Raw genomic sequence first — 20,958 nt, 5'->3', positions numbered from 1 at the left:
TCAGCACCTCCTTTTCGTGATAGCCTCGCGAGCATGTCTGGGGGATCGAACATCAGGGCCATCGGGCCGGACCGCGCAGATGGCGAAATGATCGCGCACGAAACCGAAGCAGTGACGATCGAGGAAGATACCCTCGATCTTGCGCTGTCGGAGGAGGATTGGGCCGAAGAGCCCGAGCCGAAGTTGCGGGCGCCATGGCTTGCACTCTCGCTCGCCCTCGGGGCAATCGCGGCGTGGACCGCGACGTTCGTCTGGACTTTCCGTGAACCGATGCTTGCGGGCGCTCCCCTGGCGCAGTGGATCGCCTGGATCAGCCTGTGGACCATGCCGGTCCTTCTAGTGGCCGTGTCGTGGCTGCTTGCGACGCGCAACAGCAGGCATGAGGCGCGCCGCTTCGGCGACGTTGCGCAATTGTTGTCGGCCGAATCCCGTCTGCTTGAAACGCGGCTCGGAACGATCAATCGTGAACTCAGCCTCGCGCGCGAATTCCTCGCATCACAGTCGCGCGAACTCGACGCGCTCGGGCGCGTTGCGACGGAACGGCTTTCGACCCATGCCGATCATCTTCAGAGTCTTGTCCACGACAACGGTCAACAGGTGGAGGCGCTGGCAACTGTAAGCTCGACTGCACTGACCAACATGAACAAATTGCGCGATGACTTGCCGGTCATCGCCAATTCGGCTCGCGACGTTTCCAATCAGATCGGCAACGCCGGCCGTGTCGCTAACGAACACGTGGCTGAGCTGACGAAGGGTTTCGAACGGCTCAACGATTTCGGCCTCGCCAGCGAGCGCCAAGTCGGATCGCTGCAGAACCGCATCGAAGAAGCACTCGGCCGATTTGAAGAACAGCTCGATCAGCTCGACCGCCTGACCTCAGAACGTTTCGAGGTATTGCGCACGAGGAGCGAGGCGTTTCGCGCAGAACTCGATGGGCGCGAGGTGGAGACGCTGGCCGCTTTGCGCCGGCGTGCCGACTCTCTTTCGGAGGAACTTCGCGCGACCCATGAGTCGTTGGCGTCGGAAGAGGAGGAAGCGCTGGTTTCTCTCCGTGCGCGTCTGGGAGGTCTGAGAGAAGAGGCGAAGACCATAGGCAACGCGGTGCGCGAGAGTGAGGAGGCTGCACTCGGCACCTGGGGCGAACAGGTCGAGGCAATGAAGCAGCGCCTCACCGAGGCGATCGAGGTGATCACGGGCGTGGACGAAAACGCCCTTGCTTCCGCCAATCGGAAGCTCGCCGCACTCAAGACGGAAGCGGAGAACGTGGACCGCGGCATTGCCGAGCGCGACCAACGCCTGCAGGACCGCATCGCGGAGCGCCAAGCCGTTCTCGCGGAGGCGGAGCGCGAGTATACGGAGGCGCTGGCGTCGCGCCTTGCGGAGATCGACGCGGCCATCGCCGAACGGCGCGAGGCGCACATCGCGCAAACCGACGAACTCGCCCGCAAGGGCGAGACCATAACCGAGCGCCTGGTGCAGCTGCGCGCCGAGGTGGAAGCGATTGCTTCCCACGGGGGAGAGACCGAGAAGGTCCTCGCGCAGAGCCTCGAACGGCTCGAAGCGAAGCTTACCGAAAGTCGTTCGACATTGAACGGAACCGACGAAGCCGTGGCCTCGCTCACCGAAGCGAGCGTGCGCCTGCTCGAGCTGCTCCAGGCGAGCGCACAGCATTCACGGGAGGATCTGCCTCTCGCAATAGGCGAAGCCGAAAGCCGCCTGGCCTCGGTCGAGGAACGCGCGGGCAATCTCAAGCTCGTGCTCGACGAGGCGAATGTCACCAGTGCGCAACTGTCCGATTACGTGGCCGGTGCGCGCGATACCGGTCGCGAGACGATCACCGATGTGGACGCCTTGCACGAGCGCTTCGCGCAGGCGAACGAAGCCCATACAGCGCAGATTGCGGAACTTCGCAACGTGATTGCCAGTCTCGACGAGGACAGCACGGCGGTCGCCGAAAAGGCGCGGGTTGATCTGCGTGATGCGATCGAGGCGCTTGAAACCGCCGCTCGCTCGGCCCGTGCCGCGATCGGGGAAAGCGCCAGCGAAAGCATCCGCGAACTTGCCGAACGGGTCGGAACCGAGACCTCCCAGGCCCTCGATGAAGTCATGCGGGAAAAGGCCGAGCAGTCGATCGGTCAACTGGAGAAAGCGGCCGCGAAAGCGTCGGATGCGAGCCGCCAGGCCGCGATTCAGCTCCGCGACCAGCTCGCCAAGGTTGACGAGCTTGCCGGCAATCTGGAAACGCGTGTTGCGCATGCCCGTCAACGCGCCGAAGAGCAGGTCGACAACGATTTCGCGCGGCGTATGGCGCTTATCACCGAAAGCCTGAATTCGAACGCCATAGATATCGCGAAGGCGCTCTCAACCGATGTGACCGACACTGCATGGGCATCCTATCTCCGCGGCGATCGTGGCATTTTCACCCGTCGTGCGGTGCGCTTGCTCAGCCGGAGCGAGGCCCGCGAGATTGCATCGCTTTACGAAAGCGAGCCTGATTTCCAGGAGAACGTGAATCGCTATGTCGCGGATTTTGAGGGCATGCTGCGTACGATGCTCTCGACGCGTGACGGAAATGCGCTGGGCGTCACCTTGCTCAGCTCGGACATGGGCAAGCTCTACGTGGCGCTCGCCCAGGCGATCAAGCGGCTACGCGAATAGGCGGGTAACGTCGAGATCTTCGGCGTCCACCCAGCGGTACTCGTAATTGAGCACGAAAAGGGCCGTAAGCACTGCCGCAAGAATGGTCGCTCGCAGAGCCACACGCCCCGGGCGGAAATTGGCCGGCGCACTGTCGGCCTGGCCCGGCACTCGATCGAGTCCAAGCTCGTCGTGAGTGCGCACTCCGAACGGCAACAGGAAGAACGCGCTCATCACCCAGACGATGAAGTAGATCGCGAGGATCGAAGTCCACTGCACTGCGTCAGTCCCCTATCGTCATGACCTTGACCTGCGGGTTCTTGCCCGACCAACGGCGCGCCGCCCGGCGTGCGGCCAGTCTGGCAGCCTCGGAGATGCCATCCGCGCCGGACGCCTTTCCGCGTAGTTTGCGGATCGCCTCGAGTACATCGGCTTTGGCTTCCGCGATGAACTCCCCCATGTCCTCTTCCAGCGGCAGTCCGAATGTCTCGATGGTCACGCCCCCGTGAGGGCCGAGAATGACGACGAGAGCGCCTTCCGCGGCAATGCGCCGGCGCATGACGATCCCCTCCCCGTCGGCCGGCGCAATAATGTCGCCGTCGAGCACGAGGCGCCCCGCGCGCACTTCCGCCACTTTCCCGGGTTCGCCCGGCGCGAGGCGCACGACGTCGCCATTCACCTGCGCCACCGCGTGGGGAATGCCGCTGGCAAGGCCGAGCCGTGCCTGTTCCTGCATGTGTCGCACCTCACCATGGACCGGCACAAGCACGTCGGGGCGCAGCCATCCGTAAAGCGCCTCGAGCTCCGGCCGGCCGGGATGACCGGACACGTGGATCGCGCTCTGCCGGTCTGTGACCATCACGATTCCACGCGCGGCGAGCTGGTTTTGCACCCGCCCGATGGCGATCTCGTTGCCGGGAATCTGACGACTGGAGAACAGCACCACGTCGCCCGCGGTGAGCTCGATCGGGTGCGATCCGTCGGCGACCCGCGCGAGCGCTGCTCTCGGTTCGCCCTGCCCGCCGGTCGCGAGGATGAGGACTTCGCCGCGGGGCAGGCCCATGGCGGTGTCGAAATCGACCAAAGGCGGCAGGTCTTCGAGATAGCCGTTGTCCTGCGCGACTTCGATGATGCGGTCGAGCGACCGTCCCGCGACGCACAGGCGTCGTCCGGTCGCCTTGGCAACCTCGCCCAAAGTGTGCAGGCGCGCAACGTTGGAGGCGAACGTGGTCACCAGCACGCGTTTACCGGTGTGGCGCTTCACCTCTTCCATCAGGCCCTGATAGACCGCGCCTTCCGACCCGCTCGGTGCGGGATTGAAAACGTTGGTCGAATCGCACACGAGCGCGAGGATGCCCTCATCGCCGAGTTCGGTCAGTTCCTCCTCGGTGGTGGGTTCGCCGACGATGGGATCCTCGTCGAGCTTCCAGTCCCCGGTGTGGAACACGCGGCCATACGGCGTTTCGATCAACAGCGCGTTGCCCTCCGCGATCGAGTGAGCGAGCGGCACATAAGAGATACCGAAGGGGCCTAAGAAGAACTGATCGGTGCTTGCGACGACGTTAAGTTCGACCGTCCGCGAGAGCCCGGCTTCCTCCAGTTTGCGCATCACCAGATCCGCGGTGAACGGCGTGGCGTAGAGCGGAACGCCGAGGTCGGCAGCGAAATAGGGCACCGCGCCGATATGGTCCTCGTGCGCGTGGGTGAGGACGATCCCGACGAGGTCCTTCGCGCGCTCCTCGATGAACTCGAGGTCCGCGAACACGAGGTCCACGCCCGGATATTCGCCTCCGGAGAACGTCATTCCGAGGTCCACCATCAGCCACTTGCCGTCGCACCCGTAGAGGTTGACGTTCATGCCGATCTCGCCCGATCCGCCGAGCGCGATGAACAGAAGTTCCTTCTCCGGAGTGAAGTCCTTTTTCACCGTGACGCGCGCTCCGCGAGAATGGCAAGGCCTTCAAGCGTCAGATCGGCGTCGACCGCGTCGAAGATCTGCGTGTGCTGGTCGAACAGGATCGCGAGGCCGCCGGTCGCGACCACTTTCGCCGGACGTCCGATCTCGGCACGCATGCGGGCAATCAGGCCTTCCATCATCGAGACATAGCCCCAGAATACGCCGATCAGCATCTGATCCTCGGTGTTCGTGCCGATTACGCTATTCGTGCGCGGCGCCTCAATCGCGATCCTCGGCAGCTTCGCGGTGTTTCCCACCAATGCATCGAGTGAGAGGTTGATCCCCGGCGCGATGACCCCGCCCTTGTAGGCGCCGTTGAAATCGACGGCGTCGAAAGTCGTTGCGGTGCCGAAGTCGACCACGATCAGATCACCCCGATACTTCGCGTGCGCGGCGATGGTGTTGAGCGCACGGTCCGCGCCGAGCGAGCGCGGCTCGTCGACATCGACAGAGAAGCCCCAGGCAGCCTCGCCCTCGCCCGCGATCAGCGGCGTCAGACCGAAGTACTTCTCGGCCAGCACGGTAAGATTGTGAATGGCGCGCGGCACGACCGATCCGACGATGATCTGTGTAATCGCCGTCCGCTCGTAACCCTCGATCTTGAGTAGTTGGAGCAACCAGACCGCGTATTCATCACCCGTGCGGCGGGGATCGGTGGCTATACGCCAGCGGGCCTTGATCTCCAGGCCCTCGAACAGTGCGAAGACCACGTTGGTGTTTCCGACATCGGCAGCGAGCAGCATGGCGGGTTCCTTCAGCCGAGCGTCACATCGCCTGCGTGGATGACACGGGTCGTCCCGTCTTCCAAGAGCAGGAGAAGCGATGCGTCGGGCGCGAGGCCGGCAAAGGTGCCGTAGGTCGGCACGCCGTCGGCATCATGCACCTTGAGCGGGGTGCCGAGCGGGTGCGCCACGGCCAGCCAGCGACGGATCAGCGGTTCGATGCCGAAAGTCCGCCAGCGCTCGATCTCCCGATCGAAGGCGGCCGCCAGGGTGATAGCGAATGCATCGCGATCGGGCGCCGGTCCGAGATCCGACAGGGCCACCGTCGGCCGGTCCGGCAGGTCGGGCGCCTGCGCAAGATTGATTCCGATGCCCACCACAACCGCGTCGCCTTCACGCTCGAGCAATATGCCCGAGAGCTTGGCGCCGCCAAGCAGGAGGTCGTTCGGCCACTTGATGGCGAGCGCACGCGGGTCGGAAAGCAGCGGCACGACGGCTTCGTAGGCCGCCAGCGCCGTAGCCAGCGTCAGAGTGTGCGCGGGTGGATCGCCGGGGCCTGGGTGAACCACGGTCGACCCCATGAAATTGCCCGACGCATCTTGCCACGGGCGGCCTTGGCGTCCCCGCCCCGCGACCTGGCGGTCCGCAACCAGCCAGTCACCCTCCGCGACGCGCTCCCCCGCGCGCAACCGCGCGGCGAGGTCGGCACTGGTCGATCCGGTTTCTGTGACGGTGTGGATCAAGCGACGAAGAACAGCGCGGCCGCTGCCCTGTCGGCCAGATCGCCCAAGGGGCCCGTCAGCAAATATCCCAGCGGCGAGACGAACAGCGTTGTCACGCCCAGGATCAACCAGTGCGCCCAGTCGCTCCCGCCCTTCACCACGTCGGCCGGCTCGTCGAAGTACATCACCTTGACGATCTTGATGTAATAGAAGGCGCCGATCACGCTGGCCGCGATGCCAATCGCGGCCAACACCGCGAGATCGGCCTCCACCGCGGCCTGAAACACGACCAGCTTGCCCCAGAAGCCGAACAGCGGCGGAATCCCCGCGAGACTGAGCATCATGGCCGCGACGCACAGCGCGAGCACGGGCTTCGTGCGCGACAATCCGGCAATGTCGGCAATCCCTTCGAGCTGCCGCCCTTCCGCATCGCGCAGCATGAGCACGGCAACGAAACTGCCCAGCGACATCGCCACGTAGATCGCGAGATAGACCAGCATCGCCGAAACACCGCCCACCGTCGCGGCGGCAAGGCCGATCAGGATGAAGCCGACGTTGTTGATCGACGAATAGGCGAGCAGCCGCTTGAGGTTGCTCTGACCGATCGCGCCAAGCGCGCCGAGGATGATCGAGGCCAGCGCCGCGAAGATCACGATCTGCCGCCAGGCATCGGCCTGCATGCCGAAGGCGTCGAGCGCGACACGTGCGGTAAGCGCGATCGCCGCCACCTTCGGCGCGGTCGAGAAAAACGTCGTCACAGGCGTCGGAGCGCCCTCGTAAACGTCCGGCGTCCACATATGGAACGGCACGGCCGAGATCTTGAATGCTAGGCCGGCGAGCACGAAGATCAGCCCGAACAACGCGCCCATGGAAAGCTCGCCCGCGAGCGCGGCGCGCGCGCCTTCGAACGAGGTGGCGCCGGTGAAGCCATAGACCAAGCTGATGCCGTAGAGGAGGATGCCGCTCGCCAGTGCGCCCAGCACGAAGTACTTGAGCCCTGCCTCGGCGGAACGGTCGTCGGTCCGCATGAACGATGCGAGGACGTAGGCAGCCAAGCTGTTGAGCTCGAGCCCGACATAGAGGGTGATGAAGTCGGTCGCCGAAACCATGATCCCCATGCCGAGCGTGGCGAGCAGCACCAACACCGGATACTCGGGCCTCATCGCGCCGTTGCGGTCGAAGAACGTAGGCGCGATCATCAGGCAGCCGATGGCCGCGACGTAGATCAGGATCTTCGAGAACGAAGCGAAGGCATCGGCGGCGAACTGCCCGCCGAAGGCCGCCGTGTCCGGCCCCATGGCACCGGCGCAGAGCGCGGGCGCGGCAAGGAACGCCGCCCCACCGAGCGCGACGGCGGCAAGTATGCTCACCAAGCGGCTGGAATTGCGGCTCCAGGCCGCGACCAGCAGCAGCGCCAGCGCGGAGAGGCTGAGCAGGATCTCGGGCGCGATGAGCGCGAGGGAAGCCTTGAAGTCCATCAGTGCGCTCCCTCCGCTTCGCCGTGGGCGGCATCGTGCGTGCCCTCCACGGCGTTGGCGGCCTCGGCACGCGGCGTGCCGGCGACGAGGTGCGCATCACCTTCGGGTGCAGCGCGCGAGAGGCGCGCATCGAGAGCAGCAATGTCCTGACGCATCGGGGCGAGGAAGCTTTCCGGATAGACGCCCATCCACAGGACGGCCGCGGCGATCGGGCCCAGCATGAGCCATTCGCGCAAGGAGAGATCGGGCATGGCGGCGGCGTCCGCATTCCTTTGCACGCCGAACGCAATGCGCCAGTAGAGATAGAGCATGTATCCCGCGCCCAGAATGATACCCGTGGCGCACACCAGGGTGACCCAGGTGTTCGCCTGATAGATGCCGGCGAGGCTGAGGAACTCGCCGACGAAGCCGCTGGTCCCCGGCAGGCCGATGCTCGCCATGGTGAACAGCAGGAAGAACAGCGCATATTTCGGCATGTTGATCGCGAGGCCGCCGTAGCGGTCGATCTCGCGCGTGTGGAGCCGGTCGTAGATCACGCCCACGCACAGGAACAGCGCACCCGACACGAGCCCGTGGCTGAGCATGACGATCATCGCGCCTTCGAGCCCCTGCACGTTGAACGCGAACAGACCGACGGTGACGATCGCCATGTGCGCGACCGACGAATAGGCGATCAGCTTCTTCATGTCCTGCTGCACCAGCGCGATCAGGCTGGTGATGACCACTGCGGCCATCGACAGGCCCCAGATCAGCCACACGAACTGCGCGCTCGCCTCGGGGAACATCGGCAGGCTGAAGCGGATGAAGCCGTAGCCGCCCATCTTCAGCAGCACGCCCGCCAGGATCACCGAGCCCGCGGTCGGCGCCTGGACGTGCGCGTCGGGCAGCCAGGTGTGCACCGGCCACATCGGCATCTTCACCGCGAAGCTGGCGAAGAACGCGAGCCACAGCCAGGTCTGGGCGCCGACGGGGAAGTCGTACTGCATCAGCGTCGGGATGTCAGTCGTCCCCGCCTCGTTCACCATCCACAGCATGGCGATCAGCATCAGCACCGAGCCGAGCAGCGTGTAGAGGAAGAACTTGTACGCCGCGTAGATGCGGTTCTGGCCGCCCCAGATGCCGATGATCAGGTACATCGGGATCAGGCCGGCCTCGAAGAAGATGTAGAACAGCAGCAGATCCTGCGCGGCGAAGACGCCGATCATCAGGACTTCCATGAACAGGAAGGCCGCCATGTATTCGCCGACGCGCTTCTCGATCGAGTGGCTCGCGAGAATGCAGATCGGCATCAGGAACACGCTGAGCACGATCAGCAGCAGCGCGATCCCGTCGATCCCGAGCGCGTAGCTGAAGCCCGCGAAGAGCGGTGCGCGTTCGGTGAACTGCCACTGCGGACCGCCGATGTCGAAGTTGAGCCACAGCACCACGCCGAGCGCGAGGTCGATCAGCGTCGCCGCCAGCGCGATCGTGCGCGCCGCCTTCGCCTCCACGAACAGGCAGGCCACGCCCGCCAGCAGCGGCACCAGCAGCATCACGGAAAGGATCGGGAAGCCCCCCATTACATCAGCACCCACGTAACCGCGGCCACCAGCCCGAGCAGCATGACCAGCGCATAGCTATAGAGATATCCGGACTGCATCTTCTTCGCCGCGACGCTGCCCTTGGCGACCACCCAGGCCGCCCCGTCGGGGCCGAAGCGGTCGATCAGGCCGACGTCGCCGCGCTTCCAGAACTGGCGCCCGAACCAGAACGCGGGTTTCACGAAGATCAGGTCGTAGAGCTCGTCGAAGTACCACTTCCGGTAGACGAAATTGTGCAGCAGGCTGAACTGCTCGACGAACTTGCCCGGGATCGAGGTGTCGCGGATATAGGCGAGCCAGGCGCCGAACAGGCCAAGCAGCATGACGATCGTCGCGGTCAGCTTCACCCACAGCGGCACGGCGTGCATCTGGTGGATCAGCGCCTCGTTGTAGAAGATCGAGTCACCCCAGAACGCCGGGTCGTCGAGGAAGGCGTGGCTGAAGACCCAGCCCGCGAAGATCGCGCCGAGCGTCAGCAGGCCGAGCGGGACCAGCATGGTCAGCGGGCTCTCGTGCGGGTGATAGCCCGCCGTGCCGTCGCCATGCTCGGGCGAGGGAACGTGATGCACCGCCTCGTCGCCGGCATCTTCCTGCGCCGGCGGATTGTGCTCCTCCGGCTCGTCGTGCCCGTGATGGACCGCGTGCTGGATATGCTCGCTGGCCGCCCAGCGTGGCTTGCCCCAGAAGGTCAGGAACATCAGGCGCCACGAGTAGAAGCTCGTCAGCAGCGCGGCGATCGCACCCATCCAGAAGGCAAACGTACCGAGTTCCGTCCCGCGGGCAAAGGCAACCTCGAGGATCGCATCCTTCGAGTGGAAGCCTGCAAAGCCCGCGTGCAGCCAGTAGACGCCCACACCGGTGATCGCGAGCGTGCCCGCCATCATGGCCCAGAAGGTGAACGGGATGTGCTTACGCAGCGCGCCGTAATAGCGCATGTCCTGCTCGTGGTGCATCGCATGGATGACCGAGCCCGCACCGAGGAACAGCAGCGCCTTGAAGAAGGCGTGCGTGAACAGGTGGAACATCGCCGCGCCGTAGGCGCCGACGCCCGCGGCGAAGAACATGTAGCCGAGCTGCGAGCAGGTCGAATAGGCGATGACCCGCTTGATGTCCCACTGCGTCGTGCCGATCGTCGCGGCGAAGAAGCAGGTCGCGGCGCCGATGAAGGTCACCATGCCGAGCGCAACCGGTGCGGTCTCGAACATCGGCGAGAGGCGGCAGACCATGAACACGCCCGCGGTGACCATCGTCGCGGCGTGGATCAGCGCGGAAACTGGTGTCGGGCCTTCCATCGCGTCGGGCAGCCAGGTGTGCAGGCCGAGCTGCGCCGACTTGCCCATCGCGCCGATGAACAGGAGGATGCACAGCACGTCCATCGTCTGCAGCCGCATGCCAAGGAAGCCGACCGAGCTGCCGCTCATACCCGGCGCGGCCGCGAGGATCTCGGGGATCGAGGTCGTCTGGAAGACGAGGAACGTGCCGAAAATGCCGAGCATGAAGCCGAGGTCGCCCACCCGGTTGACCACAAACGCCTTGATCGCGGCCTTGTTGGCGCTCGGCTTCTTGAACCAGAAGCCGATCAGCAGGTAGCTCGCGAGGCCGACGCCTTCCCAACCGAAGAACATCTGCACCAGGTTATCCGCCGTCACCAGCATCAGCATGGCGAAGGTGAACAGCGAGAGATAGGCGAAGAACCGCGGCTGATCCGGGTCCTCGTCCATGTAGCCCCAGCTGTAGAGGTGAACGAGCGCGGAGACGCTGGTGATCACCACCAGCATGACAGCGGTCAGCGTGTCGACCCGCAGCGCCCAGTCGAAGCTCAGCGTTCCCGACTGAACCCAGAGCAGCACCGGGACCACGTGCGCCTCGGCCGTTCCGTTCAGAAACCCGAGGAAGATCGGCCAGGAAAGGGCGCACGAAATGAAGAGCGCGCCGGTCGTGAGCGACTTGGCGACCGTGTTGCCCAGGGCGCGGTTGCCCAACCCGGCGACCACCGCCGCGAGCAGCGGCAGGAAGACGATAAGCAGGATCGATTGCACCGGTGCTTATCCCTTCATCCGGTTGACGTCGTCGACCGCGATCGTGCCGCGGCCGCGGAAGTAGATGACGAGGATGGCCAGCCCGATCGCGGCCTCGCCGGCGGCGACGGTCAGCACGAACATCGCGAAGACCTGCCCCGTCATGTCGCCGAGAAAGGCGCTGAAGGCCACGAGATTGATGTTCACCGCCAGCAGGATCAGCTCGATCGCCATCAAGATGACGATCACGTTCTTGCGGTTGAGGAAGATCCCGAGAACGCCGAGCACGAACAGAATCGCGCTGACGACCACGTAGTGTTCGATGCCGATCACAGCTCGACCCCCTTGCCCACTTCGGGCCGCTTCATCTCCGTCGCGTCTTCGGGGCGACGGCCGATCTGTTTGCCGATGTTCTGATGGCCGCGCGCACCCTCTGGCCGTTCGCGATGGGTGAGAACGATCGCACCCACCATTGCCACGAGCAGGATCAGGCCAGCCGTTTCGAACAGGAACAGGTATTCGCCGTAGAGCACAGCGCCGAGGCTCTCTATGTTGCTGCGGTCCATCAGGGGAGCTGCGCTGCCGTTTGGCACACCGAGCTCGATCGCACCTGCGCGGTAGGCGCCGATGCCTAGCACCAGCTCCGCGAGCAGCACGAGCGCGATGGCGATGCCGAGAGGGAAGTTCTTCACGAACCCCGCGCGCAGCTCGGCGAAATCGATGTCGAGCATCATCACGACGAACAGGAACAGTACCGCGACCGCGCCGACGTAGACGATCACCAGCAGCGCGGCGATGAACTCCGCCCCCACCATGACCATCAGCCCCGCGGCGTTGAAGAACGCGAGGATCAGCCACAGCACCGAATGCACCGGGTTGCGCGCCATGATCGTGAACACGCCACTGGCGATCACAAGGAACGCGAATAGGTAAAAGGCTAAGGTCTGGATCATGGCCCCTGAATCTCGTTGCGGCGGCGCCTAGCGGTAGGGCGCATCGGCTTCAAGGTTGGCAGCGAGCGCGCGCTCCCACTTGTCCCCGTTGGCCAGCAGCTTCGCCTTGTCGTAGAGCAGTTCCTCGCGCGTTTCGGTCGAGAATTCGAAGTTCGGCCCCTCGACGATCGCATCGACCGGGCAGGCTTCCTGACAGAAGCCGCAGTAGATGCACTTGGTCATGTCGATGTCGTAGCGAGTCGTCCGGCGGCTGCCGTCTGCGCGCGGCTCGCTCTCGATCGTGATCGCCTGCGCGGGGCAGACCGCCTCGCACAGCTTGCACGCGATGCAGCGCTCTTCCCCGTTGGGATAGCGGCGCAGCGCATGCTCGCCGCGGAAGCGCGGGCTGATCGGGTTCTTCTCGAACGGATAGTTGATCGTCACCTTGGGCTTGAAGAAGTACTTCAGCGTGAGGGCATGTGCCTTCACGAACTCCCAAAGGGTAAAAGACTTGACGAGTTGCGCGACGCTCATGCGGCGACTCCATAACGGGTGAACATCAGCCAGCCGCTCACGAGCACCACGAACAGCAGGCTCAGCGGCAGGAAGACCTTCCAGCCCAAGCGCATCAGCTGGTCGTAGCGGAAGCGCGGGACGGTGGCCTTCACCCAGCTGAAGATGAAGAAGAACAGGAAGATCTTGGCGAAGAGCCAGATCCAGCCCGGGATGTCGAACCACGGGATCAGGTCCACGTTCAGCGGGGGCAGCCAGCCGCCGAAGAACAGGATCGCGTTGAGCGCGCACATCAGCAGGACGTTGGCGTATTCACCAAGCCAGAACAGGGCGAAGCTCATCGAGCTGTACTCGGTCTGGTAACCGGCGACGAGCTCGCTCTCCGCTTCCGTCAGGTCGAACGGCGCGCGCGCGGTTTCCGCGAGGCTCGATATCAGGAACATGATCCAGATCGGGAACAGCAGCAGGTTGAAGAAGAACCCGTTGACCAGGCCGAAGCCGTGGCCGCGCTGCGCCTCGATGATATCGTTCAAGTTGCTCGTGCCCGCGTAGAGGATCACGCACACGAGGATGAAACCGATCGACACCTCGTAGCTGATCATCTGCGCCGCGGCGCGCATCGCCGAGAAGAAGGGGTACTTCGAGTTCGAGGCCCAGCCGGCGATGACGACGCCGTATACCCCGAGCGAGCTGATCGCGAGCACGTAAAGCAGGCCGATGTTGATGTCGGCAAGCACGGCCTCCGGCCCGAAGGGGATGACCGCCCAGGCGAGCAGAGCAACCGTGAAGGTCACGATCGGCCCGATCAGGAACAGCCCCTTGTTCGACGCCGAAGGGATGATCGTTTCCTGCAGAAACACCTTCAGGCCGTCGGCGAAGCTCTGCATCAGCCCGAAAGGCCCGACCACGTTGGGCCCGCGCCGCAGCGCCATCGCGGCCCATACCTTGCGGTCGACGTAGATGATCATCGCCACCGCCAGCATCAGCGGCAGCGCAATCAACAGGATGCCGGCGACCGTGGCGACGAACCACGCCCACTCGTAGCTCATGCCGAGCGATTGGAAGAACGCGGTCATTCCGCCGCCTCCAGGATTTCCTCGCCGTGGAGAAGTTCGGCCGAGCACCGCTGCATCACGGCGCTGGCGCGGGCGATCGAGTTGGTCAGGTAGAAGTCCTTGATCGGATAGGAGATCGCGCCCTTCGCCTTGGCCGGCTTCACCGTGGGAAGCCTGCCGTAGTCGGCAAGACCTTCGACCCCCAGCGCGGGGACTTCCGCGATCATCGCGGCCTGCAGTTCGGCGAAGCTGTCGAAGCCGACTTCGACGCCCAGCGCATCGGCGAGCGCGCGCAGGATCGTCCAGTCCTCGCGTGCGTCGCCCGGCGCGAACACCGCCTTCTCGGCGAACTGCACGCGGCCTTCGGTGTTGACGTAGGTCCCGTCCTTCTCGGCATAGCTCGCCGCGGGCAGGATGATGTCCGCCGCGTGCGCGCCCTTGTCGCCGTGATGGCCGATATAAACCTTGAGGCTCTTGCCGAACGCCGACCAGTCGACTTCATCGGCGCCCAGCGCGAGCACGACCTTTGGCTCCGCCTTCACCACGTCCGCAATGCCGCCCTTCTGCGCATAGCCGAGCATGAGCCCGCCCATGCGCGATGCGGAGGTGTGGAGGACGTTGAAGCCGTTCCACCCTTCCCTGCTCCAGCCCTGCGCGAGCGCAAGGGCGGACGGGAAGGCACCGGCCGCGAGGCCGCCGGCACCGACGATCACCGCCGGGCGCTCGGCCTTCTCGAACAGGTCGGCGACTTCAGAGGGAAGATCGCCGAGCACGCTCACGTCGTCGCCCAGGAACTCGGCCGGATAGGTCGTCTCCCAGCGCGGGCCGACCACGAAGATCTTCGCCCCGCGCTTGACCGCTTTGCGCAGGCGCACGTTCACGAGCGCCGCTTCCCAGCGGACGTGGCTGCCCACGATCAGGATCGCATCGGCCGTCTCGATCCCCGCGAAGGTCGAATTGAAGTTCACTGCGGCGAGATTGTCCGTCGGGTAGTTGAGCCCGGTCTGCCGCCCTTCGATCAGGCTCGAGCCGAGCGCGCCGAGCAGCTTCTTGGCCGCGAACATCGTCTCGCAGTCGACCAGGTCGCCGGCGATCGCGGCGATGCTGCTGCCTGGCTTGGCCCTCGCGATCGCCTTGAACGCGTCTTCCCAGCTCGCCGGCTGCAGCTTGCCGCCCTTGCGGATCCACACCCTGTCGAGCCGGCGGCGCGTGAGCCCGTCCACCATGTAGCGGCCCTTGTCGCTGAGCCACTCCTCATTCACGTCGTCGTTGATGCGCGGCAGCGCCCGCATGACCTCGCGCCCGCGGCTGTCGAGGCGGATGTTCGCGCCCACCGCGTCCGAAACGTCTATGCTGAGCGTCTTCCTCAGCTCCCACGGCCGCGCCTCGAACGCGTAGGGGCGGCTGGTCAGCGCGCCGACGGGGCACAGATCGATCACATTGGCCGAAAGCTCGTGCTTGGCCGCGTGCTCGAGGTAGGTCGTGATCTGCATGTCCTCGCCGCGATAGAGCGCGCCGATCTCGTCCACCCCGGCGATCTCCTCGGAGAAGCGCACGCAGCGGGTGCAGTGGATGCAGCGGGTCATGATCGTCTTGATCAGCGGGCCCATGTACTTCTCGGTCACCGCGCGCTTGTTCTCGTGATAGCGCGAGCCGCCGCGGCCGTAGGCGACCGCCTGGTCCTGCAGGTCGCACTCGCCGCCCTGGTCGCAGATCGGGCAGTCGAGAGGGTGGTTGATGAGCAGGAACTCCATCACCCCTTCGCGCGCGGTCTTGACCATCTGGCTGTCGGTGCGGATCTCCTGTCCGTCGGTCGCGGGCAGCGCGCAGCTCGCCTGCGGCTTGGGGGGTCCGGGCTTCACTTCGACCAGGCACATGCGGCAGTTGCCGGCGATCGAGAGCCGCTCGTGATAGCAGAAGCGCGGAATCTCCTTCCCCGCCAGCTCGCACGCCTGCAACACGGTCGCGCCGTCGGGGACCTCGATTTCCTGACCGTCTACGGTGACTTTAGGCATCGACCAGGCTCCCGTCCGATCGGACAAACTGACATTTTTCCAATCCACCGTCCTCTGAGAGCGAAACTCCCCCGCCACTTTCTTCTGCGAAGATCGATGTCGTGGTTCCAAACTGTGATTTGGACATATCCCTGCCGTAACCCCAACGGACAGCGGCCGGGTTCTTCATTGCAGTATCGTTTTCGAAGTAGCGGAAACACACGAAGGCTTTGGGATCCTCTTCTTCGAGGACCAGCTCTGCAGGTCGCGTCTGCTCCAACGCCGCGCGCAGTTTCTTGGCAGAAAGCGCCCTCGGACGGCTAATTCCCTCTGCGATGAGCCTGTCCAAACATGCCGCATCGAGTCTTTGCTTGAGAGCGTATTCGCGGGTAATATTTCCCGGCAACGGATACTTTGCAGGCACCGGCAGAGTGAGCCAATTTGCGGCCGATACCGGTGCTTCGTCCCATGCACATTTAGCGTAAGCGTCTTCCTTCTTTCCTGCGAGAGAAGGAGTGGCAACCATCGCGATGCCAACGCCCAGTATCAATAACGAGACTCTCATTCCGCAGCCTCCGCATATCTTGCGTTATGCTCCTCGATCCGCCGTTCCAGCTCGGGACGGAAGTGGCGGATCAGGCCCTGGATGGGCCACGCTGCGGCGTCGCCCAGAGCGCAGATGGTGTGGCCTTCGACCTGCTTGGTCACCTGCTGCAGCATGTCGATCTCCTCGATCGCCGCATCGCCGGTGCGCAGGCGTTCCATCACGCGCCACATCCACCCGGTGCCTTCGCGGCACGGGGTGCACTGGCCGCAGGACTCGTGCTTGTAGAAATAGCTGATCCGGCTGATCGCGCGGACGATGTCGGTCGACTTGTCCATCACGATCACCGCCGCGGTGCCGAGGCCCGAGCCGAGTTCCTTCAGCCCGTCGAAGTCCATCGGGCAGTCCATGATCTGCTCGGCGGGGACGAGCGGCACGGAGGAACCGCCCGGGATCACCGCCAGCAGATTGTCCCACCCGCCGCGAATGCCGCCGCAGTGTTTTTCGATCAGCTCGCGGAACGGGATGCTCATCGCTTCCTCGACCACGCAGGGCTTCTCGACATGGCCGCTGATCTGGAACAGCTTGGTGCCAGCGTTGTTCTCACGCCCAAAGCTGGCGAACCACGAGGCACCGCGGCGCAGGATCGTGGGGACGACCGCGATCGATTCGACGTTGTTGACCGTGGTCGGGCAGCCATAGAGGCCCGCGCCGGCCGGGAACGGCGGCTTGAGGCGCGGCTGGCCCTTCTTGCCCTCGAGGCTCTCGATCATCGCGGTCTCTTCGCCGCAGATGTAGGCACCCGCCCCGCGATGGAGGAACACGTCGAAATCGTAGCCCGAGCCGCTGGCGTTCTTGCCGATGAGGCCGGCGTCATAGGCCTCGTCGATCGCCGCCTGCAGCGTCTCGGCCTCGCGGATATATTCGCCGCGGATGTAGATGTAGGCCGCCCGCGCACGCATCGCGAAGCCGGCCACCAGCGCGCCTTCGATCAGCTTGTGCGGATCGTGGCGGATGATCTCGCGGTCCTTGCACGAACCGGGCTCGGACTCGTCGGCATTGATGACGAGGAAGCTCGGACGGCCGTCCTTGCTTTCCTTGGGCATGAACGACCACTTGAGGCCGGTCGGGAAGCCCGCACCGCCGCGCCCGCGCAGGCCCGAGGCCTTCATCTCGTCGATGATGGCGTCCTGCCCGCGTCCGATCAGCGCCTTGGTGTCGTCCCAGTCGCCGCGCGCCTGCGCCGCCTTCAGGCCCCAGTCCTGGAAGCCGTAGAGGTTGGTGAAGATGCGATCCTTGTCGGCCAGCATCACATGATCCCCTGCGAAACGAAATAGATCGCGGCCGCCGCCACGAGGACGATGACGCCGAACTTCACGAGACCGGCGAGCACCTTCCAGGCGATAAAGATCAGCACGAGCGCGACGAGAATGGCGACGACGTCCATCAGTTGCCCCCCTTCTCTTGCCGTTCGCGGATCTCGCGGCTCTTCAGCTGGCTCGCGGAAATGGCGAGGAAAGCGGAGCCGATCGCCACGAAGCTGGCGCCGAGAGCCGTGTTGTCACCCAGCAGAAAGGCCATCGCGCAAACGAGAAACACGATCCCGGCCAGTTGCAGCATTCGGGGCTGGGACATCACCATTCCCCCCGGTAATCGTGGTTCTCGGTGACCATTTCCTTGAGCGTGGTCGGCCCGCCGAGCGGCTCGCTGGTGTGGCGCCCCGGCTCCTGCGTGCCCGTCTTCGGCTGGCGGCCGGCGGCAAGCTCGTCGAGAATGTGCTCGAGCCGCTCGGGCGTCAGATCCTCGTAGTTGTCGTCGTTGATCTGGACCATCGGCGCGGTTGCGCAATTGCCCATGCACTCGACTTCGGTCAGCGTCCACAGCCCGTCTTCGGAAACATGGCCCTTGACCATGCCGCGCTTCCTGCACGTCTCGAGGAGATCGTCCGAACCGCGCAGCATGCACGGCGTCGTGCCGCAGACCTGCACGTGGTACTTACCCACCGGCCGCAGGTTGTACATGAAGTAGAAGGTGGCGACCTCGAGCACGCGGATCACCGGCATGTCGAGATAGCGCGCGACGTATTCGATCACCGGCAGCGGCAGCCAGCCCTGGGTGTTCGTCTCCTCGCCGACCTGGCGCTGGGCAAGGTCGAGCAGCGGCATGACCGCGGAGCGCTGGCGCCCCTGCGGGTAGCGCGCGATCGCCTTGTCGGCCTTCGCCTTGTAGGCGGGCGAGAACTCGAACGAGCCCCAGCGCTCGCGCAGCTCGGGAGTATCGGGTGCGGGTTGCCTATCGGCCACTAGTAGCCTCCAACTGGCACGGCCTGAACTTCATCGACGGTCAATTTGGTCATGCTGCCGCCCTCGAAATGCAACTCCACCGTCGCGGCCCTTGGCAATTTGATGGGCCCGTTCCGAGGTCTCGCGATTTTACCGCAGCGATAAAAGAGCCTCACCACTTCAAGCGTGGATTCCCTTAACGCACTACCGTCGCAGCCTTTGAGGCTCTTGAGCTCAGTGATCGTAGCCTCGTCGAGCTCGGGCATCAGATCGAGTGAGGCTAGATCTGTGCCATCGCTGATTGCGGAACTAACAGCCTTGACAGCTGCAACCACTTTTTCCTGTTCAGAATCCTGGGCGAATACCGACGAATGCAGGCCGACGGCAATACTAATCGCAAAAGCTGCACGCTTCACCGATCGGACTCCCCGAATACCACGTCGATCGCGCCAAGAATGGCCGTCGCATCCGGCAGCATGTGACCCTTCGCCATGAAATCGATCGCCTGAAGGTGGCTGAAGGCGGTCGGGCGGATCTTGCAGCGGTAGGGCTTGTTGGATCCGTCCGCCACGAGATAGACGCCGAACTCGCCCTTGGGGCTCTCGGTCGCGACGTAGACCTCGCCGGCGGGCACGTGGAAGCCCTCGGTATAGAGCTTGAAATGGTGGATCAGCGCTTCCATCGACTGCTTCATCTCGCCGCGCCGGGGCGGAGAGACCTTGCCATCGGTGCTCTGCACCGGCCCTTCGGGCATCTCGGCGAGGCACTGCTTGATGATCTTCGCGCTCTCGTAGACTTCCTTCACACGTACCATGAAGCGGTCGTAGCAGTCGCCGTTCGTCCCGACCGGCACTTCGAAGTCCATCCGGTCATAGACATCGTAAGGCTGGCTCTTGCGCAGGTCCCAGGGAATGCCGGATGCGCGGATCATGGGGCCCGAAAAGCCCCAGCGGATCGCATCTTCCTTGCTGACGACCGCGATGTCGACATTGCGCTGCTTGAATATGCGGTTGTCCATAACGAGGCTCATCGCGTCCCCGAACAGCTCCGGCAGGCGCTTGTCCACCCAGTCGCCGATGTCGGCGAGCAGCTTGAGCGGCGCGTCTTCGTGCACACCGCCCGGACGGAACCAGGCGGCGTGCATCCGCGCACCCGAAACCCGCTCATAGAAATTCATGCAGTCTTCGCGCAGTTCGAAGAGCCACAGGTTCGGGGTCATCGCTCCCACGTCCATGACGTGGCTGCCGATGTTGAGCATGTGATTCTTGATGCGCGTCAGCTCGGCGAACAGCACCCGCAGATACTGCGCTCGGAGCGGCACTTCGAGATTGAGCAGCTTCTCGATCGCGAGCACCCACGAGTGCTCCATGCACATCGGGCTGCAGTAATCGAGCCGGTCGAAATACGGCAGCGCCTGCAGATAAGTCTTGTGCTCGATCAGCTTCTCGGTGCCACGATGGAGCAGGCCAACGTGCGGGTCGATCCGCTCGATGATCTCGCCGTCGAGCTCCATCACCAGCCGCAGCACGCCGTGCGCGGCCGGGTGCTGGGGCCCGAAGTTGATCGTGTAGTTGGAGACGGCCTCGCCTTCGGTGGTCGGCGAGGATTCCTGAATCAGGCCCGCCATCAGTCTTCTCCGTTCTCTTCGGGCTCGGTCGCGCCTGAGGTGTCGCGAGCGGTCTCCTTGCGCGGCTTCCGATCCGGGCGATCTTCCGTCGGCTTGGGTGCGTCGGGTTCATCTTCGCCCGTGTCCACAGGCGCCGGATTAGCATCGCCCTGCCCGGCCACCGAACCGCTCGACCGCTCCGCCGGCGCGACCTTCTCGGCCGCTTTTCTGTCCGTTTCCTCGCCGGCGCCGGTCTCGCTCTCCTTTTCGGTGGTCTTCACCTCTTCGACGGGCGGAATGTCCGCCTTCTCATCACCCGGGAGCACATAATCCGCGCCTTCCCATGGGCTCATGAAGTCGAACCGGCGCAGATCCTGCGGCAGGTCGACCGGCTCGTACACAACGCGCTTCTCCTCCTCGGAATAGCGCAGTTCGGTATAGCCGGTGAGCGGAAAGTCCTTGCGGAAGGGATGCCCCTCGAACCCATAGTCGGTGAGGATGCGACGCAAGTCCGTATTGCCATCGAACAGCACGCCGTAGAGATCGAACACCTCGCGCTCGAGCCAGCCCGCGTTGGGCCATAGCGTGGTGACGGTCGGTACCGGAGTCTTCTCCGACGCGGTGACCTTGACCATCACGCGATGGTTCTTCGTCAAGCTGAGCAGCATGTAGACGACTTCGAAGCGCTCGGCGCGCTGCGGGTAGTCGACCCCGGCAATCTCCATAAGCTGCTGATAATCGTGCTCGTCGCGCAGCAGGCGCAGCGCATGCTCGATGCGCCCGCGCTTCACGGTCAGCAGGATCTCGCCATGCTCCTCGTGCGCCTCGACGAGCATGTCGCCGAGCGCCGTCGAAAGCGCGGCTTTCACACCTTCGTTGGAGGCGAACCTGGGGGCGGAATGAACCACGGTCATCGTG

The 20,958-nt window shown here is 64.4% G+C and carries 21 protein-coding genes; 1 reads left to right on the top strand and 20 read right to left on the bottom strand.

The window, feature by feature from the left end; translation table 11 throughout:
• Positions 1-33: 33 nt before the first annotated feature.
• Positions 34-2,658, top strand: coding sequence for a coiled-coil domain-containing protein (locus ETX26_RS04840; RefSeq protein WP_129523520.1), 2,625 nt, complete (start codon positions 34-36; stop codon positions 2,656-2,658).
• Here the strand turns inward: ETX26_RS04840 and ETX26_RS04835 are convergent.
• From ETX26_RS04835 to ETX26_RS04745, 20 genes are read right to left on the bottom strand one after another with little or no spacing between them, the layout of a single operon-like run.
• Positions 2,647-2,916 carry a DUF1467 family protein gene (locus tag ETX26_RS04835; protein WP_129523519.1) on the bottom strand — a complete coding sequence of 90 codons (270 nt, stop codon included), beginning with the start codon at positions 2,914-2,916 and terminating at the stop codon, positions 2,647-2,649. The two genes, ETX26_RS04840 and ETX26_RS04835, sit on opposite strands and share 12 nt — an antisense overlap.
• A 4-nt stretch (positions 2,917-2,920) precedes the next feature.
• A complete protein-coding gene (locus ETX26_RS04830) occupies positions 2,921-4,564 on the bottom strand; it encodes a ribonuclease J (protein WP_225425506.1) in 1,644 nt (547 codons plus the stop codon).
• Complete coding sequence (locus ETX26_RS04825) at positions 4,561-5,337, bottom strand: type III pantothenate kinase (protein ID WP_129523518.1); 777 nt, start codon at positions 5,335-5,337, stop codon at positions 4,561-4,563. The genes ETX26_RS04830 and ETX26_RS04825 overlap by 4 nt, the downstream gene beginning before the upstream one ends.
• Before the next feature lie 11 nt (positions 5,338-5,348).
• Positions 5,349-6,059, bottom strand: coding sequence for a biotin--[acetyl-CoA-carboxylase] ligase (locus ETX26_RS04820; RefSeq protein WP_129523517.1), 711 nt, complete (start codon positions 6,057-6,059; stop codon positions 5,349-5,351).
• A complete protein-coding gene (nuoN, locus tag ETX26_RS04815) occupies positions 6,056-7,516 on the bottom strand; it encodes an NADH-quinone oxidoreductase subunit NuoN (protein WP_129523516.1) in 1,461 nt (486 codons plus the stop codon). The genes ETX26_RS04820 and nuoN overlap by 4 nt, the downstream gene beginning before the upstream one ends.
• Entirely contained in the window at positions 7,516-9,075 is a 1,560-nt protein-coding gene (locus ETX26_RS04810; RefSeq protein WP_129523515.1) for an NADH-quinone oxidoreductase subunit M, read from the bottom strand. The genes nuoN and ETX26_RS04810 overlap by 1 nt, the downstream gene beginning before the upstream one ends.
• Entirely contained in the window at positions 9,075-11,135 is a 2,061-nt protein-coding gene (gene nuoL, locus ETX26_RS04805; protein WP_129523514.1) for an NADH-quinone oxidoreductase subunit L, read from the bottom strand. The genes ETX26_RS04810 and nuoL overlap by 1 nt, the downstream gene beginning before the upstream one ends.
• Positions 11,136-11,141: 6 nt before the next feature.
• Complete coding sequence (nuoK, locus tag ETX26_RS04800; protein ID WP_119512137.1) at positions 11,142-11,447, bottom strand: NADH-quinone oxidoreductase subunit NuoK; 306 nt, start codon at positions 11,445-11,447, stop codon at positions 11,142-11,144.
• Complete coding sequence (locus tag ETX26_RS04795) at positions 11,444-12,067, bottom strand: NADH-quinone oxidoreductase subunit J (protein ID WP_129523513.1); 624 nt, start codon at positions 12,065-12,067, stop codon at positions 11,444-11,446. The genes nuoK and ETX26_RS04795 overlap by 4 nt, the downstream gene beginning before the upstream one ends.
• Before the next feature lie 27 nt (positions 12,068-12,094).
• On the bottom strand, positions 12,095-12,580 hold the full coding sequence (gene nuoI / locus ETX26_RS04790) for an NADH-quinone oxidoreductase subunit NuoI (protein ID WP_129523512.1): 486 nt from the start codon (positions 12,578-12,580) through the stop codon (positions 12,095-12,097).
• Positions 12,577-13,635, bottom strand: coding sequence for an NADH-quinone oxidoreductase subunit NuoH (gene nuoH, locus ETX26_RS04785; protein ID WP_129523511.1), 1,059 nt, complete (start codon positions 13,633-13,635; stop codon positions 12,577-12,579). The genes nuoI and nuoH overlap by 4 nt, the downstream gene beginning before the upstream one ends.
• A complete protein-coding gene (gene nuoG, locus ETX26_RS04780; protein ID WP_129523510.1) occupies positions 13,632-15,629 on the bottom strand; it encodes an NADH-quinone oxidoreductase subunit NuoG in 1,998 nt (665 codons plus the stop codon). Before nuoG ends, nuoH begins: the two co-directional genes overlap by 4 nt.
• A complete protein-coding gene (locus tag ETX26_RS04775) occupies positions 15,622-16,173 on the bottom strand; it encodes a hypothetical protein (RefSeq protein ID WP_129523509.1) in 552 nt (183 codons plus the stop codon). Before ETX26_RS04775 ends, nuoG begins: the two co-directional genes overlap by 8 nt.
• The gene (nuoF, locus tag ETX26_RS04770; protein WP_129523508.1) at positions 16,170-17,462 is read right to left on the bottom strand and encodes an NADH-quinone oxidoreductase subunit NuoF; all 1,293 of its coding nucleotides are present in this window, start codon (positions 17,460-17,462) and stop codon (positions 16,170-16,172) included. Before nuoF ends, ETX26_RS04775 begins: the two co-directional genes overlap by 4 nt.
• On the bottom strand, positions 17,462-17,599 hold the full coding sequence (locus tag ETX26_RS14240; protein WP_263853360.1) for a hypothetical protein: 138 nt from the start codon (positions 17,597-17,599) through the stop codon (positions 17,462-17,464). Before ETX26_RS14240 ends, nuoF begins: the two co-directional genes overlap by 1 nt.
• Entirely contained in the window at positions 17,599-17,787 is a 189-nt protein-coding gene (locus ETX26_RS04765; protein WP_129523507.1) for a hypothetical protein, read from the bottom strand. Before ETX26_RS04765 ends, ETX26_RS14240 begins: the two co-directional genes overlap by 1 nt.
• The gene (nuoE, locus tag ETX26_RS04760; RefSeq protein ID WP_129523506.1) at positions 17,787-18,455 is read right to left on the bottom strand and encodes an NADH-quinone oxidoreductase subunit NuoE; all 669 of its coding nucleotides are present in this window, start codon (positions 18,453-18,455) and stop codon (positions 17,787-17,789) included. Before nuoE ends, ETX26_RS04765 begins: the two co-directional genes overlap by 1 nt.
• The gene (locus tag ETX26_RS04755; RefSeq protein WP_129523505.1) at positions 18,455-18,850 is read right to left on the bottom strand and encodes a hypothetical protein; all 396 of its coding nucleotides are present in this window, start codon (positions 18,848-18,850) and stop codon (positions 18,455-18,457) included. The genes nuoE and ETX26_RS04755 overlap by 1 nt, the downstream gene beginning before the upstream one ends.
• Positions 18,847-20,061 (bottom strand): NADH-quinone oxidoreductase subunit D, encoded by a 1,215-nt coding sequence (locus ETX26_RS04750; protein WP_129523504.1) that lies wholly within the window; start codon positions 20,059-20,061, stop codon positions 18,847-18,849. The genes ETX26_RS04755 and ETX26_RS04750 overlap by 4 nt, the downstream gene beginning before the upstream one ends.
• A complete protein-coding gene (locus ETX26_RS04745; RefSeq protein WP_129523503.1) occupies positions 20,061-20,954 on the bottom strand; it encodes an NADH-quinone oxidoreductase subunit C in 894 nt (297 codons plus the stop codon). The genes ETX26_RS04750 and ETX26_RS04745 overlap by 1 nt, the downstream gene beginning before the upstream one ends.
• Between the last annotated feature and the right edge of the window lie 4 nt (positions 20,955-20,958).

It is taken from the genome of Pelagerythrobacter rhizovicinus, assembly GCF_004135625.1.
GTDB lineage: Bacteria > Pseudomonadota > Alphaproteobacteria > Sphingomonadales > Sphingomonadaceae > Pelagerythrobacter > Pelagerythrobacter rhizovicinus.
Note: the sequence above shows the minus strand (reverse complement) of the source record. Positions and strands in the feature narration are given on the sequence as shown.

Bases quoted from the DNA above. Each gene is read 5' to 3' on its own strand.
- ETX26_RS04840 (WP_129523520.1), top strand. From the start codon at position 34: ATGTCTGGGGGATCGAACATCAGGGCCATCGGGCCGGACCGCGCAGAT.
- ETX26_RS04825 (WP_129523518.1), bottom strand. From the start codon at position 5,337: ATGCTGCTCGCTGCCGATGTCGGAAACACCAACGTGGTCTTCGCACTG.
- nuoN (WP_129523516.1), bottom strand. From the start codon at position 7,516: ATGGACTTCAAGGCTTCCCTCGCGCTCATCGCGCCCGAGATCCTGCTC.
- ETX26_RS04810 (WP_129523515.1), bottom strand. From the start codon at position 9,075: ATGGGGGGCTTCCCGATCCTTTCCGTGATGCTGCTGGTGCCGCTGCTG.
- ETX26_RS04795 (WP_129523513.1), bottom strand. From the start codon at position 12,067: ATGATCCAGACCTTAGCCTTTTACCTATTCGCGTTCCTTGTGATCGCC.
- nuoI (WP_129523512.1), bottom strand. From the start codon at position 12,580: ATGAGCGTCGCGCAACTCGTCAAGTCTTTTACCCTTTGGGAGTTCGTG.
- nuoH (WP_129523511.1), bottom strand. From the start codon at position 13,635: ATGACCGCGTTCTTCCAATCGCTCGGCATGAGCTACGAGTGGGCGTGG.
- nuoG (WP_129523510.1), bottom strand. From the start codon at position 15,629: ATGCCTAAAGTCACCGTAGACGGTCAGGAAATCGAGGTCCCCGACGGC.
- ETX26_RS04775 (WP_129523509.1), bottom strand. From the start codon at position 16,173: ATGAGAGTCTCGTTATTGATACTGGGCGTTGGCATCGCGATGGTTGCC.
- nuoF (WP_129523508.1), bottom strand. From the start codon at position 17,462: ATGCTGGCCGACAAGGATCGCATCTTCACCAACCTCTACGGCTTCCAG.
- ETX26_RS14240 (WP_263853360.1), bottom strand. From the start codon at position 17,599: ATGGACGTCGTCGCCATTCTCGTCGCGCTCGTGCTGATCTTTATCGCC.
- ETX26_RS04765 (WP_129523507.1), bottom strand. From the start codon at position 17,787: ATGTCCCAGCCCCGAATGCTGCAACTGGCCGGGATCGTGTTTCTCGTT.
- ETX26_RS04750 (WP_129523504.1), bottom strand. From the start codon at position 20,061: ATGGCGGGCCTGATTCAGGAATCCTCGCCGACCACCGAAGGCGAGGCC.
- ETX26_RS04745 (WP_129523503.1), bottom strand. From the start codon at position 20,954: ATGACCGTGGTTCATTCCGCCCCCAGGTTCGCCTCCAACGAAGGTGTG.